General features: G+C 41.1%; 14 protein-coding genes. 2 read left to right on the forward strand and 12 right to left on the reverse strand.

The features are described 5' to 3' along the window. Positions 1 to 248: 248 nt before the first annotated feature. From M3204_RS07570 to M3204_RS07580, 3 genes are all read right to left on the reverse strand, one after another. The gene (locus M3204_RS07570; RefSeq protein ID WP_251480435.1) at positions 249 to 1,898 is read right to left on the reverse strand and encodes an AMP-binding protein; all 1,650 of its coding nucleotides are present in this window, start codon (positions 1,896 to 1,898) and stop codon (positions 249 to 251) included. 302 nt (positions 1,899 to 2,200) lie between these two features. After that, positions 2,201 to 2,770 carry an FAD-dependent oxidoreductase gene (locus M3204_RS07575; RefSeq protein WP_251480438.1) on the reverse strand — a complete coding sequence of 190 codons (570 nt, stop codon included), beginning with the start codon at positions 2,768 to 2,770 and terminating at the stop codon, positions 2,201 to 2,203. Positions 2,771 to 3,101: 331 nt separating this feature from the next. Beyond that, complete coding sequence (locus tag M3204_RS07580; RefSeq protein WP_251480441.1) at positions 3,102 to 4,235, reverse strand: MBL fold metallo-hydrolase; 1,134 nt, start codon at positions 4,233 to 4,235, stop codon at positions 3,102 to 3,104. A gap of 368 nt (positions 4,236 to 4,603) precedes the next feature. Here M3204_RS07580 and sda point away from each other — a divergent pair, with 368 nt between their 5' ends. Then, on the forward strand, positions 4,604 to 4,738 hold the full coding sequence (sda, locus tag M3204_RS07585; protein WP_251480445.1) for a sporulation histidine kinase inhibitor Sda: 135 nt from the start codon (positions 4,604 to 4,606) through the stop codon (positions 4,736 to 4,738). Positions 4,739 to 4,813: 75 nt separating this feature from the next. Here sda and odhB read toward each other — a convergent pair whose 3' ends face one another. From odhB to M3204_RS07610, 5 genes are all read right to left on the reverse strand, one after another. Beyond that, positions 4,814 to 6,118, reverse strand: a complete 1,305-nt coding sequence (gene odhB / locus M3204_RS07590; protein WP_251480447.1) for a 2-oxoglutarate dehydrogenase complex dihydrolipoyllysine-residue succinyltransferase — start codon at positions 6,116 to 6,118, stop codon at positions 4,814 to 4,816. Then, a complete protein-coding gene (sucA, locus tag M3204_RS07595; protein WP_353056014.1) occupies positions 6,105 to 8,957 on the reverse strand; it encodes a 2-oxoglutarate dehydrogenase E1 component in 2,853 nt (950 codons plus the stop codon). The genes odhB and sucA overlap by 14 nt, the downstream gene beginning before the upstream one ends. 262 nt (positions 8,958 to 9,219) lie before the next feature. Beyond that, the gene (locus tag M3204_RS07600) at positions 9,220 to 9,456 is read right to left on the reverse strand and encodes a hypothetical protein (RefSeq protein ID WP_251480450.1); all 237 of its coding nucleotides are present in this window, start codon (positions 9,454 to 9,456) and stop codon (positions 9,220 to 9,222) included. Positions 9,457 to 9,590: 134 nt separating this feature from the next. Next, on the reverse strand, positions 9,591 to 10,652 hold the full coding sequence (mnmH, locus tag M3204_RS07605; RefSeq protein WP_251480452.1) for a tRNA 2-selenouridine(34) synthase MnmH: 1,062 nt from the start codon (positions 10,650 to 10,652) through the stop codon (positions 9,591 to 9,593). A 154-nt stretch (positions 10,653 to 10,806) separates the two neighbouring features. Continuing rightward, a complete protein-coding gene (locus M3204_RS07610) occupies positions 10,807 to 11,385 on the reverse strand; it encodes a hypothetical protein (RefSeq protein ID WP_251480456.1) in 579 nt (192 codons plus the stop codon). Between the two features lie 578 nt (positions 11,386 to 11,963). Between M3204_RS07610 and M3204_RS07615 the strand changes: the two genes are divergently transcribed. Continuing rightward, positions 11,964 to 12,563 (forward strand): SAM-dependent methyltransferase, encoded by a 600-nt coding sequence (locus tag M3204_RS07615; protein WP_251480459.1) that lies wholly within the window; start codon positions 11,964 to 11,966, stop codon positions 12,561 to 12,563. Positions 12,564 to 12,839: 276 nt separating this feature from the next. On the opposite strand, the gene trpA is transcribed toward M3204_RS07615, so the two are convergent. Genes trpA through trpC form a run of 4 tightly spaced genes read right to left on the reverse strand, consistent with a single transcriptional unit; the run spans position 12,840 to position 16,220 of the window. Then, positions 12,840 to 13,610 (reverse strand): tryptophan synthase subunit alpha, encoded by a 771-nt coding sequence (gene trpA, locus M3204_RS07620; RefSeq protein WP_251480462.1) that lies wholly within the window; start codon positions 13,608 to 13,610, stop codon positions 12,840 to 12,842. After that, a complete protein-coding gene (trpB, locus tag M3204_RS07625) occupies positions 13,610 to 14,815 on the reverse strand; it encodes a tryptophan synthase subunit beta (RefSeq protein WP_251480465.1) in 1,206 nt (401 codons plus the stop codon). The genes trpA and trpB overlap by 1 nt, the downstream gene beginning before the upstream one ends. Further along, positions 14,812 to 15,435 carry a phosphoribosylanthranilate isomerase gene (locus M3204_RS07630; protein ID WP_251480468.1) on the reverse strand — a complete coding sequence of 208 codons (624 nt, stop codon included), beginning with the start codon at positions 15,433 to 15,435 and terminating at the stop codon, positions 14,812 to 14,814. Before M3204_RS07630 ends, trpB begins: the two co-directional genes overlap by 4 nt. Further along, entirely contained in the window at positions 15,432 to 16,220 is a 789-nt protein-coding gene (gene trpC / locus M3204_RS07635; protein WP_251480471.1) for an indole-3-glycerol phosphate synthase TrpC, read from the reverse strand. The genes M3204_RS07630 and trpC overlap by 4 nt, the downstream gene beginning before the upstream one ends. Between the last annotated feature and the right edge of the window lies 1 nt (position 16,221).

Consider the following 16,221-nt stretch of genomic DNA (forward strand, 5'->3'; position numbering starts at 1 on the left):
TAAATATCTTATTGACTTTATTTACCCATAAATATCCATTGTTATATATATTAAAGCACCTTCGTACAACTGTATATAGCGACTTTGTAAAGTTCTTAAGGATTCGCGACCAGTTTTTTCCCATAGAGCCCTTCTTTGGATAGACTGTTCCTCTTTCTGTGTTCGATGGTGTTGCCGGTTGGCTATCACTTCCGTCCAACAATATAAAAAGGATGAAACCATTTAGATTCCATCCTCTCCGATAATCACTAAACCTTTTTCAGTTCCTCCACCGCATCCATAGCCTGTTCTTTTAGCTTGAACTTTTGTATTTTCCCTGATGCTGTCATTGGATAGTTTTTTGTGAATTCTATATACCTTGGTATTTTATGCTTTGAAATTTTACCTTTAAAGTATTCTCTGATTTCGTCCGCTGTTGCCATTTCTCCATCCTTTAAAATGATCCAGGCCATCACTTCCTCACCATATACGCTGTCGGGAATTCCGACAACCTGAACATCCAGTACCTTTGGATGGCTGTATAGGAATTCTTCAATTTCACGAGGGTAAATGTTTTCACCGCCCCTGATGATCATATCCTTTAATCTACCAGTGACCCTGCAATAGCCATTCTCGTCCATTACGGCAAGATCACCTGTATGCAGCCAGCCTTCTTCATCAATCGCCTCTTTCGTTGCATCAGGATTTTTATAATAACCGTCCATAACATGGTAGCCGCGGGTGCAAAGCTCTCCCTGTACTCCACGCGGCACTTCCTCCAACGTGCCTGGCTTTACTATCTTTACTTCCACTTTTGGTAAAGCTTTTCCTACTGTTTCTACCCTTAGCTCGAGTGGGTCATTCGTTCTTGTCTGTGTAATGACTGGGGAGGATTCCGTCTGTCCATATGCAATCGTTATTTCTGTTGCTCCCATTTTTTCATTGACAGCCTTCATCACTTCAATCGGACAATTAGAGCCCGCCATGATCCCTGTCCTTAAAGACGAAAGATTGTATTTATGGAAATCCTGGTCATTTAGCTCAGCGATGAACATTGTTGGGACACCATGAAGCGCCGTACACTTTTCTTTTTCAACTGTTTCAAGGACAGCCTTTGGGCTGAATTCCTGGACAGGCACCATTGTCGCCCCAACTGTCGCACATGCTAGCGTGCCCATTACACAGCCAAAGCAATGAAAAAATGGCACTGGGATACATAGCCTGTCTTGATCCGTAAGTTTCATCGCAGAGGCTACATTATAGGCGTTGTTGACGATATTGCTGTGGGTCAGCATTACACCCTTAGGAAACCCAGTCGTACCGGACGTGTATTGCATATTGATTACTTCGTTCTGAGTGAGTGTTTCCATACGCTGATTAAGTTCATCCTCTGTTACCTCATCAGCCATATCTAGAATATCCTGCCAGCTGAAGGTTCCAGGAAAACGTTTCTCACCCATTACAATGACATTCTTCAAGAATGGCAGATTACTGCTATCAAGTTTGCCAGGTTCACTTGTTTTCAGTTCAGGTACAATCTCATATACCATATCAATATAGGAGGAGTCTTTAAACTGTTCCATTAAAATAATAGTCGTAGAATCAGATTGTTTAAGCAGATATTCTAATTCTGCGGTCCGGTAATTGGTGTTGACAGTTACAAGAACTGCACCCATTTTGCCGGTAGCGAACTGGGTCACCACCCATTCCGGGGTATTCGAGGACCAGACAGCAACATGCTCCCCTTTTTGCACCCCGAGCTTCATCAATCCCCTCGCAGTTTTTCGGCAGAGTTTGTTAAATTCCTTATAATTCATCCTCAGGTTTCTGTCAGCATAAACAACCGCTTCGTGTTCAGGGAATGTCTTCGCCTGTACTTCTAATAATTCACCCACAGTATACGGCAGTAAATTGTCCATCTATTAACCTCCTAAAATAAATTAAAATTATGTAAGCGTTTACCACTTACTATAACACCTATGTTTGAATATTCAATATTTTTAAAATGTATTCCTCCCTTTTTCCTGAAAAATTTAATAATCTAAAGGTATTAACTTTACAAAAAAAGCTCTTTTCGTAAACTTTGTTGCTTTCACAACCAAAATTTCACGAGTTTAAATTCACTCCCTGTCAGAATCAGCTCGAAGCCAAGAGAAATAAGGGGGTGAATATTCGGCTCGAAAAACAAAGAAAAAAAAACAGGAGAAACCCCTGTTTTAAATTACTTATCATGCCACATATATGATTTTCCCGTTTCCTTCGACACTATAGATATTCCTACTGACGCGCCATGACCGGCAGCGATGACAGATTGGCTTGAAAGACCGGCAAGCAAGCTGGTGATATAAAGGTTTGGGAGAGTGGTTGTACCGTCAGGCTCAATTCCCAATACTTTTTTAACTTTTCCGCTTGGCACCTTTTCATTCACAGCCAATTCAAAGCCAAGGCCTTTCAGCAATGTGGTCTGCAGATTAGTAGCTATAATTAGATGCTTTGCAGCCAATTCTTTGCCGTCAGCCAATAATATAGAAAAAACCCGGTCAATTTGTGTTACAGATTCAACAACACCCTCGGTCCATTCAGCACCAGAAGCGATCGCTTGATGTTTAATCGTATCCATAAGAGCAGTGCCAGAGATTTCACTTATTCCTGGATAATTATAAAGTTGTGAAACTTGTTTAACCTGGGACATTCCTGAATCGATGACCGCTGTTCTCAATCCGCCCTGGGCAGTATAAATTGCTGCGGATCCTCCGGAAATCCCTCCCCCAATCACTAATACATCCAGCATGATTGTGCCTCCTGTTAATGATGTTATTCCGTTTTCCTCCCGTGACTTTCCAGGAGGAATTTTTAGAACTAAAATAATTTAGAAATCAAATAAATGACTCCTGCCAGGAGCCATACGTACGTGGCTGGTCATATAGGAGGAAACCCAGAAAACCTTCCTTTTTCCTCATTACCTGTACGCTTTGGTCCAACGCCTCAGGACCCGCCTGCACAATGATTATTTTTCTTTTCTTCTTCCATCAGTTCTCACCTCACATGCAATAAAGCGTACCCACTTTTTTGGGCAATAGACTTACAAAGAGGAAAGCATTGCTCTCCTCTTCATTATCTTACTAGTGTGTGTGGTGGACGGCACAGCGGTTAGGACCAATTTCAAGCTCCATCGCCTCGTCTGCTGTCACTGCTTTAACACCACGATTGATCGCGACGATATCCTCAAAGTTAGGTGGTGTATCGCTTGATGCTGATTGTGCTACATGTTCGACAAACTCATCGACAGTTTTGCCTTCCATGATTTCGTTTTGCTGTCTGATTAGTCCCAATTGGCTGCCGATGAATCCAGCAGGATTCACTTCACCATCAAAGCTTGCGTAATGCCCTGGCAATACAAAGACATCATCAGCTATTAGAGAAACCTTGCTATATACAGTATCATAAAGGTCTTTAGCCCACTCTGCAGCTTTCCCGCCTAAATCAGGACGTCCAAGACCATTAACGAAGATAGTATCTCCTGAAAATAGAAGCTTATTATTCACAAAGAAGGAAACACTGCCAGGGGTATGTCCCGGAGTCTTAACAGCCAGTACTTCGAGAGTGATGTTCTCAAATTCAATTCTATCATGCTGCTCCAAAGCTTCAAAGTCAAATGCTGCCCCTTCACTCTTCATGAGGTAATATTTAGCTCCTGTTAAATCTGCCAACTGCTTGCCGCCAGACAAATGGTCAGCGTGCAGGTGGGAATCTACAATGTGAGTGATCCTAACGTTTTCTTTTTCAGCAATTGCAGTATAGCGATCTGTGAATCTTGATGGATCGACAACCAGTGCCTCGTTTTCGGATAAAACCATGTAAGAGAGGCAGCCCTTGCCTACACGGATGAATTGCAATACCTTTATATCCTCATCTTTATATACTTCAACAGGATATAAGTATTCACTCCAGGATTTCATTCCGCCAGAAAGATAAGATACATTGAACCCTGCATCAGAAAGCATTTCAGCAACCATTACCGAAGAACCTTCCTTGGCACAAATGACGACAATATCTTTCTCCCTTGGAAGCTGGTCAACAACTTCTTCGACTCCATCGATTAATTCAAAGTAAGGGATATTTAAATATTGGATATTTTCCCCTTCAACCTTCCAATCTTCGAAGTCTTTTACATTCCTTACATCAAAAATGAAAAAATCCTTTTTTCCAACTACCCACTCATTTAATTTTTCAGCTGTAATAGCTTGCATTCCCATAGATCTTCCTCCCAGTTTTAATCATTTGTGTTTAAAGCATCTAATCCCCATTAGATACCCTTATGGGTATATGATATATTTCCGACTAATAAAATGCAAGCTTTTTTTGTTTAATAATGTGACTATGGTGTTTTATCCTTTTCGATAATTTTTCATCTTAAGGAATCAAGCTACAGTTCTGAATCCTGTCAGGTTTATTTCTCCTGATTTTCACTCTTCCGGTTTTCTTTCAAACTAGACCAACAAGAAAATATTTCTAGAAAAAATTCTTCATAATGGGTTTTCAAATCATTAATAAACCTTTACAATGAATGAAACTATATATATAGTTTGAAAATTCAATCCATTCTTACCGAGGAGGAATGCAAATGAAAATTATGAGCAATGAACTGTTGGTGGTCTCGTATCGTGATGCATTAAAGTCGGAACATGATAAAGAATGGGCAAAGATTTTGAAAAATGAAATTTCCAAAAGAGGACTTAAGCCATTTAAAAAACGTTAATTGATTTGATTTATGAAACCCAGTATTCAAAAAAATGCACTGCCGTATAATTTACGGCAGTGCATTTTTGTCGTTTTAACCCTGGAGCAATAATGATTCAGGATCTTCCATCAGTTCTTTAATGCGTTTTAAGAATGTTACCGCTTCTTTGCCATCTACGATTCGGTGGTCGTATGACAAAGCGATGTACATCATCGGACGGTTTTCGATTCTTTCTTTATCGATGGCAACCGGGCGGAGCTGGATGGTGTGCATCCCAAGAATCCCAACTTGAGGACCATTTATGATTGGTGTTGAAAGCAGCGAGCCAAATACTCCCCCATTAGTGATTGTAAAGGTACCACCTTGAAGATCCTTTAATGAGAGTTTGTTCGTCCGTGCCTTTTCAGCCAACTCGTTAATGTTTCTTTCAATCTCGGCAAAGTTCTTCCTGTCGGCATCTCTGATTACCGGAACTACAAGGCCTTCATCTGCAGCAACGGCCACTCCGATATCATAGAACTTCTTAAGGACTATTTCATCTCCCTGGATTTCCGCATTGAGATACGGAGACTTCTTCAATGCCGCTACCACTGCTTTAGTGAAAAATGACATGAATCCTAAACGAACATCATTTTCTTCATAAAAACGGTCTTTCCATTTCTTACGCAATTCCATAACAGCGGTCATATCCACTTCATTGAACGTTGTCAGCATCGCAGCGGTCTGCTGGACCTCAACAAGCCTATTCGCAATTGTCTGCCGTCTTCTTGACATTTTAATTCTTTCTACTTGCTTGCCATCTTCAGAATTTAGAAATGAAGGTGCTTTCACCCCTTGATTATTCCTTGGCTCAGCCTTTATCTGATTTTGCCCAGGAGTATGGGACTCGACATCCTGTTTTCTGACTCTCCCAAGAGGATCTGAAGAACTCACCTGATTCAAAGCAATGCCTTTTTCCCGTGCCAGCTTTCTTGCGGCTGGAGAAGCAATAATCCGCTCATTGCCTTCTTCCTCTGATTGTTTATCCTGTGTGCCGACGGTTTTATCATTTTGATTTGCAGCTGCCTGGGCACCTGATTCCTTAATTGCTGGTTCATCCGGAGACTCTGCTTCTCTTCCAGTTTCAGCTGGATTTGCTTCAGGTGCTTCACTTTCCACGCTGCCTTGCTCACCAACAACCGCAATGGTCTCCCCAACCTTGACTGTATCGCCTTCCTCTGCGAGCAGATCCGTCAAGATACCATCATAATCCGAAATGATTTCTACGTTGACTTTATCCGTTTCCAATTCAACGACATATTCACCTTTTTGGACTTGATCACCCTTTTTTTTCAGCCATTGAGCAATCGTTCCTTCGGTTATTGATTCGGCTAATTCAGGAACTTTAATGTCTGCCATTTTCATTTCCTCCTCCTTTTGTCCTTGTCAATGCATCATTCACAATTCTTGCCTGTTCTAATTTATGAATGTTCGGATCTCCTTCGGCCGGACTTGATCGTCTTCTCCTTCCGATATATGAAACCTCGATTCCTTTAGGTGCTGCTTCATTTATTCTTGGCTCTACGAAAGTCCAGGCACCCATATTTTTTGGTTCTTCCTGAACCCAAATAATCTCTGACAGGTTTGGATAACGCCTCAAAATTTTCTTAAGAGCTTCCAAAGGGAACGGATATATTTCTTCTATTCTTAATACATGCAGCCATTTATATGAATCAGGGTCAATTTGTTCAGCGATGTCTATGCTAACTTTTCCTGTGCACAATACGACACGTTCTATTTGTTCTGGTTCCTTTCCAAGTCCTGGCTGTTCATAAATCGATTTAAAGCTTCCCTGGCTCAGTTGCTCTGGATCAGCTGCAACCAACGGATTTCTCAGCAAACTTTTTGGTGTCATCAAGACAAGCGGACGGACAGCTTCCTGCTTTAAAATAGCTGCCTGTCTCCTTAAGATATGAAAGTATTGTGCAGCGGACGAGAGGTTCGCTACGGTCCAGTTATTCTCAGCTGCAAGCGTCAAAAAGCGTTCGACCCTTCCACTAGAATGCTCAGGACCCTGTCCTTCATAACCGTGTGGCAGCAGCATAACCAGTCCGGATTTTTGTCCCCACTTCGCCCTGCCCGCAGCCACGAACTGGTCAAATAAAACTTGTGCAGCATTAGCAAAGTCTCCATATTGAGCTTCCCAAAGGACCAGTGTTTCTGGTGCGAATACATTATAGCCATATTCGAATCCGACTACTGCCGCTTCTGATAACGGGCTGTTGTGGATTGAAAAGGAGGCTTTAGCATCCGGAAGAACATGCAGCGGGGAAAATTGTTTACCATTTCCGCTGTCATGCAGCACTAAATTCCTCTGGGCAAATGTCCCCCGCTCTGAATCCTGTCCTGTCAATCTTACAGGTGTGCCATCTTTCAAGATTGAAGCAAATGCAAGTGTTTCTGCCAGACCCCAATCGATTTTTCCATTTTCAGAAAAAGCATCCTTCCTGCGCTGAAGGATTTTTTCAAGTTTGCTAAAAACATTGAATCCTTCAGGCCATTTCAGAAGGTTTTCATTTATTGTCTTTAATGTTTCGATTGGCACGCTAGTATCAATCTGTGGAATCCCCATTTCGATTACATCAGGAATATCAGGTTCTCTCTTGACTTCTTTCTCTTTTCTCGGAACTTTTTCGTATGCTGATGCCAGCCTGTCTGAGATCTTTTGTTCAATACCTGACCTTTTCTCCTCTGTCAGAACACCTTCCTGTAAAAGTTTATTGCCATACAGAGTTTTCACTGTAAGATGACTGTTGACGAGCTTATACATTTCTGGATTCGTCGTCATCGGTTCATCCATTTCGTTATGGCCAAATCGACGATATCCTATTAAATCAATTAAAAAGTCCTTGCCAAAAGTTTCTCTGTATTCAAAAGCAAGTCGGGCTGCCATCAGGCATGCCTCCGGAGCGTCAGCGTTAACATGGATAATCGGTATTTCATATCCTTTCGCAAGATCACTTGCATAGCGGGTCGAGCGTGAATCCATCGATTCTGTAGTGAACCCTATTGTATTATTTGCAATGACATGAATGGTTCCACCTGTTTTATAACCCTGCAAACGGCTTAAATTCAAAGTTTCGGCTACAATGCCCTGTCCCGGGAACGCAGCATCACCGTGAATCAGGATTGCTAAAGCCTTCACTGGATCGTGCTTTGCGTATCCAGGCTGGCTGCGGTCATCCTGGGCAGCTCGAGTAAATCCTTCAACGATTGCTCCGGCAAACTCAAGGTGACTGGGGTTATTCGCAAGCGTCAGCCTTGCGTTCGCAGTGCTATCCGATTTTATTTTACGATCAATTCCAAGGTGATACTTCACATCTCCTGTCCATCCGAAATTAATTCCAATCGAACCTTCGGATGGTACCAACTCTTTATTGGGTGCATGCTGGAATTCTGCGAAAATCATCTCGTAAGGCTTTCCCAAAACATGGGCAAGGACATTCAGTCTTCCTCTGTGGGCCATGCCGATATTGATTGTTTCTACACCGTTATTCACAGCATCGGCCACTACTTCATCCAACAGAGGCACCATTGAGTCAAGACCCTCAATCGAAAACCTTTTCTGGCCGACGAAAGTCCGATGCAAATACTTTTCAAAATTTTCCACCTCAGTCAAACGCTCGAACAAAGCAATCTTTTTATCAGTTGCAATGTTAGGGATCAATTCCCCTGATTCAACCTTTTGTCTTAGCCAATCCTTTTCAGACCATTCATTAACATGATGGAATTCGTAGGCGATTGTATTTGAATATACCTTTTTCAAATATTCAAATGCCTCTTTTCCATCTGAAATTGATGAAGGGGCACTAGGACAAACAAGGTTTACAGGAATCTTCTTAAGGTCTGTTTCAGAAAGACCCCATTTACTAAAATCTTCAAGCGGAAATTCCTCTGTTCCAAATTCCAATGGATAAATTTTTGCGGATAAATGACCATACGAACGTATATAATCAGCATATCGTAACGCTGAAGCAATCTTTTCCGGAGAAATCCCTCCACTTGCAGCAGAAATTCTCTCGTCCTCTGCTTCAGGAGGTAATTCCGCGTTGGAGAATTGTTCAAAATATTCTTTAATATCAGGGTCCACCGAATCTGGGTTATTGAGGAACATTTCATACATTTCCTCGACATATCCCTGGTTTGGCCCATGGAATCCCGGCCAAGATTTCCCTTTGCCGGTAACTGGCTTTTTCACTGTAAAACCCCCTTGCTAAATCTAAAGTTTGCTAATAAACTGTTACCCTTTGGAAATTATTTTTAACGGTAAAATCAAAGAATTATAATATTATTCTGATTTTAAAACGGTTACATTAGTATTTTAACATGATAATTTCATTTACCCAAAGGTTTTGACTATCAAGATAGTGTAATCTCGAAATAAAATAATTATTATATTAATAAAATTAAAATCCGTAATTTTCTGCAATAAAAAAAACCGGTATGACCGGTTTTTCAGATTAAAGGCTCATTAAGGTAACATACATGTTTTTAGGAGCAAAGAGATTGTTCCTTTTTTCAATCTGGTTTGCCTCAATCATCTCACCAGGTTCTACAGGCAGTTCCATATGGCCGCAGGTTATGCATTTTTGAAATCTTGATCCAGCATTAAAGATATTAACACCGTCATTCGTAGTAAAGCCAACATTCTCTTCATGCAATGAGAAACGGTGATGGCAATTCTTTGATTCGCTCATACTTCATCCTCCTGTATAGTGATCCTCACTTTATTATATATCTAATATTCTGAATTTTCTGTGACAAATATCATAAAGGAAGGGAAGACATCCGCAAAATGCCTTCCCTCTTTAATAACCATTTTTCCACCCTTTTAAACCGCCCTCGTATCAGAAAACCGCATTTGCAATTCCTTTTCAAGTTCCAAAATTGATACAGGCTCATCACCATCGATTTCTCGAAAAGACCCTGTATATTCCTGGAGCGCATGTTCGTATCTCGGATCATAATAGTGCACAAGCAGTATTTCAATTAACTCTTTATATTTACGTTCATTCAAAGCGATTTGAAGAGAAGCAGCAATGTCTTGTTTCTTAATCCTCTTCAGCAATTTAGATATCTTCTCATGAACCTCCTCTTCAAACCAAGCCTCTTCCTTAAATGGATGGACATACTCGCTATAGATCCTCTCGACTCTGTTTGGAATCGAGCTTCTCACTAAGAAATGGATGCCATTAACCTTCTTATCAAGCATTTCTTCAGGCTGGGCGGCGCGCCCGATTCTTTTGCTCTCCGCTTCAATAATGAAATATCTCGATCCTCTTATTTCGTTCAGGCGGTCAAATAGCAAAGCATCAAACGTTTTTTGATTATGGGCTTCACCCATTCCGATCATCCCAAAAATCGATCCACGATGATTCGCTATTTGTTCCAGGTCCACTACCGGAAATCCTTTTTCCTGAAGTGCCTTCAAGATTTCCGTCTTCCCCGTTCCTGTCATACCATGCAATACGACAGCTTTTTCCGGAAGTAATTGAGGAATTTGTTCTAATATATATTCCCTGTATGCTTTGTAGCCGCCCTCTAATCGTAAGGATGGTATACCCGCATATTCAAGAAAGGATGCAACCGACTTGCTCCTCATCCCGCCTCTCCAACAATGGATTACAGGTTTTGCACCAGTTTTCTTAAGATCCTTTATGTCACTAAGCAATTTAGGCAGTTTTGGCGATACGAGTTCCATAGCCCTCCACTTTGCAGCCTCTTCACCCGATTGCTTATAAAGGGTACCAATTTCTTTTCTTTCTTCATCCGAGAATAGTGGAATATTGACAGATCCAGGGATCGCTGATTCCTTATGTTCAATCGGAGCTCTTACATCTACCGGAATATATTTATTAGAGCTGACTAATTCTTTTACTGATATGTCTTTCATTTTTTCGTTTGACCTCCATGGTCGTTAAAGTGAAACTGCCATTTTACTATTTTATCTAAAAAACGGTGAAATTTCACTATTATAACCTTGTATATTCTTTATCCTACCATATTTATTAGATAGAATAAAAAAAGACCGCATACTGGAACAGCGGTCAGCAGGGAAACTTTTTGCCAATCAGGGTACTGATGGAACGGCAGAAGCCTCTCCATTCCTTCGGAAAAGAATCAAGCCCGCCGCTTTCATAGGTTTTCCCCTTGGTTTGCAGCTTTACAGACCAACTTGTTCCATCAACGATGATCCCCTCTGCCTGGTAATCCTCTTCCCACTCCCAAACATTAAAAGAGTATAGTCCCTTTTTAAAGTCTTCAACGAATCCATAATTATTTACCATAAATGGAACCGTGGCTCTTGAATCCAAATGCCATTCAAAATAAGTAAATGTATTTCGTTTGAAATCAATTTTAATTCTCATCTCTGGTCCCGGATAGCCATGCAGCACTACTGTCATCATTAATGGTTCCTTTTCCGGACGAATCGAAACAATGTCATCTTTCAACAGAAATAGTTCAGTATTGCTGCTAATAAGTGATTTTATATAGGATGGCTCAACAGTATTCTCTAGATCATTCACTAATCTAGGACCTCGTTCACTCATCTCCTGACAAATCAGGGGAATGGTAGCTGTTCCCTTTTTTTCTAAAATATCGAGAATCGCTTCATACATTTTCATCTCGTTCAACTTCCTTTATTAAATTGTCTCTTTTACACTTGACTGTTGATTTCCATTTCAGACACATGCATTCAGCTGATGATTTTGAAATTTATATAATACTTTGTTAAACTTGACGGATTTTCCGCTCCAATCAACTCAGTTGCAAAATTCAGCAGCGCTTTTTAAAGCACCGTCTAGAAAATAAATTACTCACTCGAGTGTGGGGAAGCCTTTTATGCGCTTCCTTACCATCCAAAACTATAAATAAAGTATATAAAAAATTTCAACTGGTTTACTGTAACAAATCGCACGGAATACGAAAAAAAATACAGTTCCCGGTATGGTTTTATACTCCAAAAAACGACAAGTCGTTGTAGTTTCTTGTCTGTTTCTGCGCTTTCCCGAGAAATAATTTTCAGAATAAACTGTTATTTCCAATAAGTAATTCCCTCCCTCTTAAAAAAGGAGGGAATTACTTATTGAACATAAGGTTTTGAAATCTATAAATAAGGAATAACAAATAATAGGCATTCTTTTCGAAAAAAACAAGCTATGCTTAAACAGACATGACTAAAAACATTCAGGAGCTGAAAATAATGATCGAGTCTATGGCAAAGCAATTTGAAAAACCTAAAGGCATTCTTGGAAAGCTCGCGGGAACTATCATGTATTTAGAAAATCGCAAGATAAATAAATGGAGTATCAAAAAGCTCCAGATTCAAAAGCGTGACCGTATTTTGGAGATCGGCTATGGTCCGGGGTATGGGATCAAAACAATGATGTCCAATTACCGGCTGATTACCGTGGATGGAGTTGACTTATCAGAAAAAATGCTTGATGAAGCTACGAAAAGGAACAAAGAATGGATTGCGGCGGGCAAGGTGTATCTTTCAACAGGAGACGTTGTCCATTTCAAGCCTGATCACCATTATAATAAAATCATCTCAGTTAATAACTATCCCCTATGGGAAAAGCCTTTAACATCTCTAAAACATCTTTATCATTTGATGGATAGAAAAGGGAGAATTGTCCTCACAGTACAACCTCGTGAAGAAGGTTCAACGGATAAAACCGCTAGAGAATTAGGAGAAAAGATGAAGAATGATTTACTTCAGACAGGGTTCAAAAGACCTGACGTTTCATATATAAAAGTCAGACCTGTCCTGACAGTTTGCGTCACAGCTGAAAAGGATTAGCCGCCATCCATTGAAAACGGACAGCGGCTTTATTAAAGGTTATTGGAGAGTTCTGTGCATGTTCTATTCAACGAAAGGTGATTATTTCGCAGAATTGTTGAAAATGCCCAAAATGGAAATTTATGGGCGTAGCCTTACTTTCGCTTTTACCCCTTTTTCTTTTTTTCTGGCATTCAGGAAAATGCAGCCTTTTTACTTCCCTTTGGCACGATTGGCAATGTCAGTGCAACTCATAATTCCCCATGCCAGTTGTGCTTTAGAAGGCTAGATCTATCTTTATATACTGACTGCATCGGCAGTCTTGACCAGCCTGTTAATTTCGTCTAATTCTCCCTGATCAAAAAGGTCGACTATTTTGCTTCCGACGATGACTCCATCACAATATTTGCATACTTCTTCGACTTGTTCTGCATTAGACACTCCGAAGCCCGCAAGGACAGGAACAGGACTCATGCTTTTGACTGTTTTTAAGAACTCAGCTAGATCCTTGTTAAAATTATTCCTTGTTCCCGTAATTCCTGTTACTGTTACAGCATATATGAATCCGGAAGCTCTTTCCCCAATTTCTTTTATTCTTTCAGCGGGAGTGGTCAATGTCACAAGCCTGATCAAAGAGATATTCGCTTTATCTAGAGCAGGCAAAATAATTTCTTCCTCCTCGATTGGCAGATCAGGAATAATACAGCCTGCTATACCAGCTAACTTTGCATTTTCGGCAAAATTGTAAAAGCCATATGCGACGAGCGGATTTAAATAGGTCATAAGTATAAGCGGAATGGTGATCTCATGTTTATATTCCTTGAGATCTTCCAGCACTTTTTTCAGGGTAGTACCTTCCTTTAGCGCCCGGATGCCTGCTTTTTGGATAGTCGGCCCATCTGCTACAGGATCTGAAAATGGGATGCCGATTTCAATCGCATCTGCACCGCATTCCTGCAAATAGAGCAGTCTATCTTTCAGGCATCGAAGTCCGCCATCACCTGCCATTATATATGGAACAAAAGCTTTTTTCCCTGTATCTGAAAGTGCCTTTTGAATTTTATCCACTATTCCTCTCCCCCTAACTTATCTTTGATTGTCTGAACATCCTTATCTCCACGGCCAGAAAGACAGACAACGATGTTTTCATCTTTGCTCATTTTTGCAGCCAGTTTAACAGCATACGCAATGGCATGTGCACTCTCCAAAGCAGGAATGATTCCTTCGAGTTTTGAAAGCAGTTGAAAAGCCTCCAGCGCTTCCTCATCAGTTACTGCTTCATATTTGATTCTATTAATATCATGAAGGTAACTATGTTCAGGACCTATGCCTGGATAATCGAGACCAGCTGAAATAGAGTGCGCTTCTTGAATTTGCCCATCTTCATCCTGTAAGAGGTACATCATCGCTCCATGTAACACCCCGGGTTTTCCTTTTGAGAGGGAGGCAGCATGTTTCTCTGTCGTTAAACCCAGTCCGGCAGCTTCTACACCATAGATTTCAACGCTTTCATCCTCAATGAATGGATAAAACAAGCCAATTGAATTGCTCCCGCCACCGATACACGCAACAAGAGCATCAGGAAGCTTCCCTTCTTTTTCAATAAACTGCTTCTTTGTTTCCTTGCCGATTACACTTTGAAAATCACGGACCATCTTTGGAAATGGATGAGGGCCCATAACTGAACCAAGTATATAGTGAGTATCACGGACATTCGTTACCCAGTAGCGAAGCGCCTCGTTGACGGCATCCTTCAATGTTCCGCTTCCTGCATCAACACTGACCACTTTTGCACCGAGGAGTTCCATCCTGAATACGTTCAATTGCTGCCGTCTGATATCTTCTTTCCCCATGAAGATTACACAGTCTAAATTCATTAATGCACATACAGTAGCTGTCGCAACACCATGCTGTCCGGCTCCTGTTTCAGCAACAATCTTTCGTTTCCCCATCCTGACCGCCAGTAATGCCTGCCCAACAGTATTATTGATTTTATGCGCACCGGTATGGTTAAGATCTTCACGTTTGAGGTGGATTTTTGCTCCACCTGCATGCTGGGTAAGGTTTTCCGCCAGGTACAAAGGAGTCTCTCGGCCAACGTAGTCCTTCATTAATTTCTGCAGTTCAACATGGAATTCGGCATCTTCCAAAGCACGACTGTATTCCTTTTCCAATTCCAGGACAGCCTGCATCAATGTCTCCGGCACGAACCTGCCCCCATATTGCCCAAAATGTCCTGTTTGATCAGGCATGTTATAAGTACTTGTTTTCATATGCTTAAATCCTCCTCTATCCGTTTTGCTCTCTTTATAAATTCCTTGATCTTAGCAAAATCTTTTTCTCCGTCTGTTTCAACACCGCTGCTCACATCGACCATTAGAGGTTTTACTTTGGAGATAGCCTCCTGTACGTTTGCAGGACTCAGGCCGCCTGCCAAAATAATGTTTGCCTTCGAGTTGCCCAACCCTTCGACTGCGTTCCAGTCAAAGGTGGAACCATTTCCTCCCTTGTATTTCCCCGGAGGACTATCGAGCAAAATGTAAGGTACCTTTAATGAATCAATCAATTTCACATCCTCATCTGATGCAATCGATGCTGATTTAATAATGGGCAAACCAATTTCTTCATAGTCATCAGGGCTCTCCTCCCCATGCAGCTGGATATGAGTTAAACCTGCTGTCATGGATACTTTTTTAATCGTTTGAGGATTCTCATTCACAAACACTCCAACCTTCCATATATCTCCGGGAAGTGCTTCAATAATTCTCTTTGCATCCTCAGAAGTTATTTTCCTTTTACTTTCGGCGAACACAAATCCAAGCGCATCTGCTCCGCTTTCAACGGCATGTCTTGCTGCTTCAAGACTTTTAATTCCGCATATTTTAACTTTCAAAAACGGCTGCCTCCAATCGGAATCTTGAAATCAGCAAAGGATTTTCGAATGTCTGAGGAAGTCATGAATGTCTCTCCTACAAGAATTCCACTTGCTCCTGAAGCTGCAGCTCGTAAAACATCTTCTCTCGTTTTTATCCCGCTCTCGCTGATTAGCAGCGCACCTGCTTTTTTCACTAGTGGGCCGAGCTTCTCGGTGTTTTTCAGGTCCACCTGAAAAGATTTTAAGTCTCGATTATTGATTCCGATTAACGGAGCATTGATTTCAACCGCTTTCTCGAGATCACTTTCATCATGAATTTCCACGAGGCACTCCAATCCACGAGAGGAAGCATAATTATGAAGCTCAGCTAGCTCTTCTTTATTTAGAACTGAAGCTATCAGCAAAATCACATCTGCGCCTGAGGCTCCGGCAAGATCTATTTGAATGCGGTCTACAATGAAGTCCTTGCAAAGAATGGGAATATTTACGGTCTTCCGTACCTTTTGCAAGTCAGCAAATGACCCTTTAAAGCCTTTTTCATCCGTTAAAACTGATATAGCAGAGGCATCCGCTTCTGCATAAAGCTTTGCTTGCGCTTCAGGTACAAGCTTCAGGTTGATATCTCCCTTTGATGGAGATGCCCTCTTAAATTCAGCGATAATCGCTACATCCTCCGACACTCTCAATTTATGGATTAAGGAGTAAGTTTGAAAAGCAGTGTTTGTCATTTTAGTCCCAGCCTTTTTTAACAGCTGGACTTCTATTTTTTTCCGCTCTATAATACGCTCCAAAATTGTCCCCAAC

This window comes from Mesobacillus subterraneus (assembly GCF_023715485.1).
GTDB classification, from domain to species: domain Bacteria; phylum Bacillota; class Bacilli; order Bacillales; family Cytobacillaceae; genus Mesobacillus; species Mesobacillus subterraneus_B.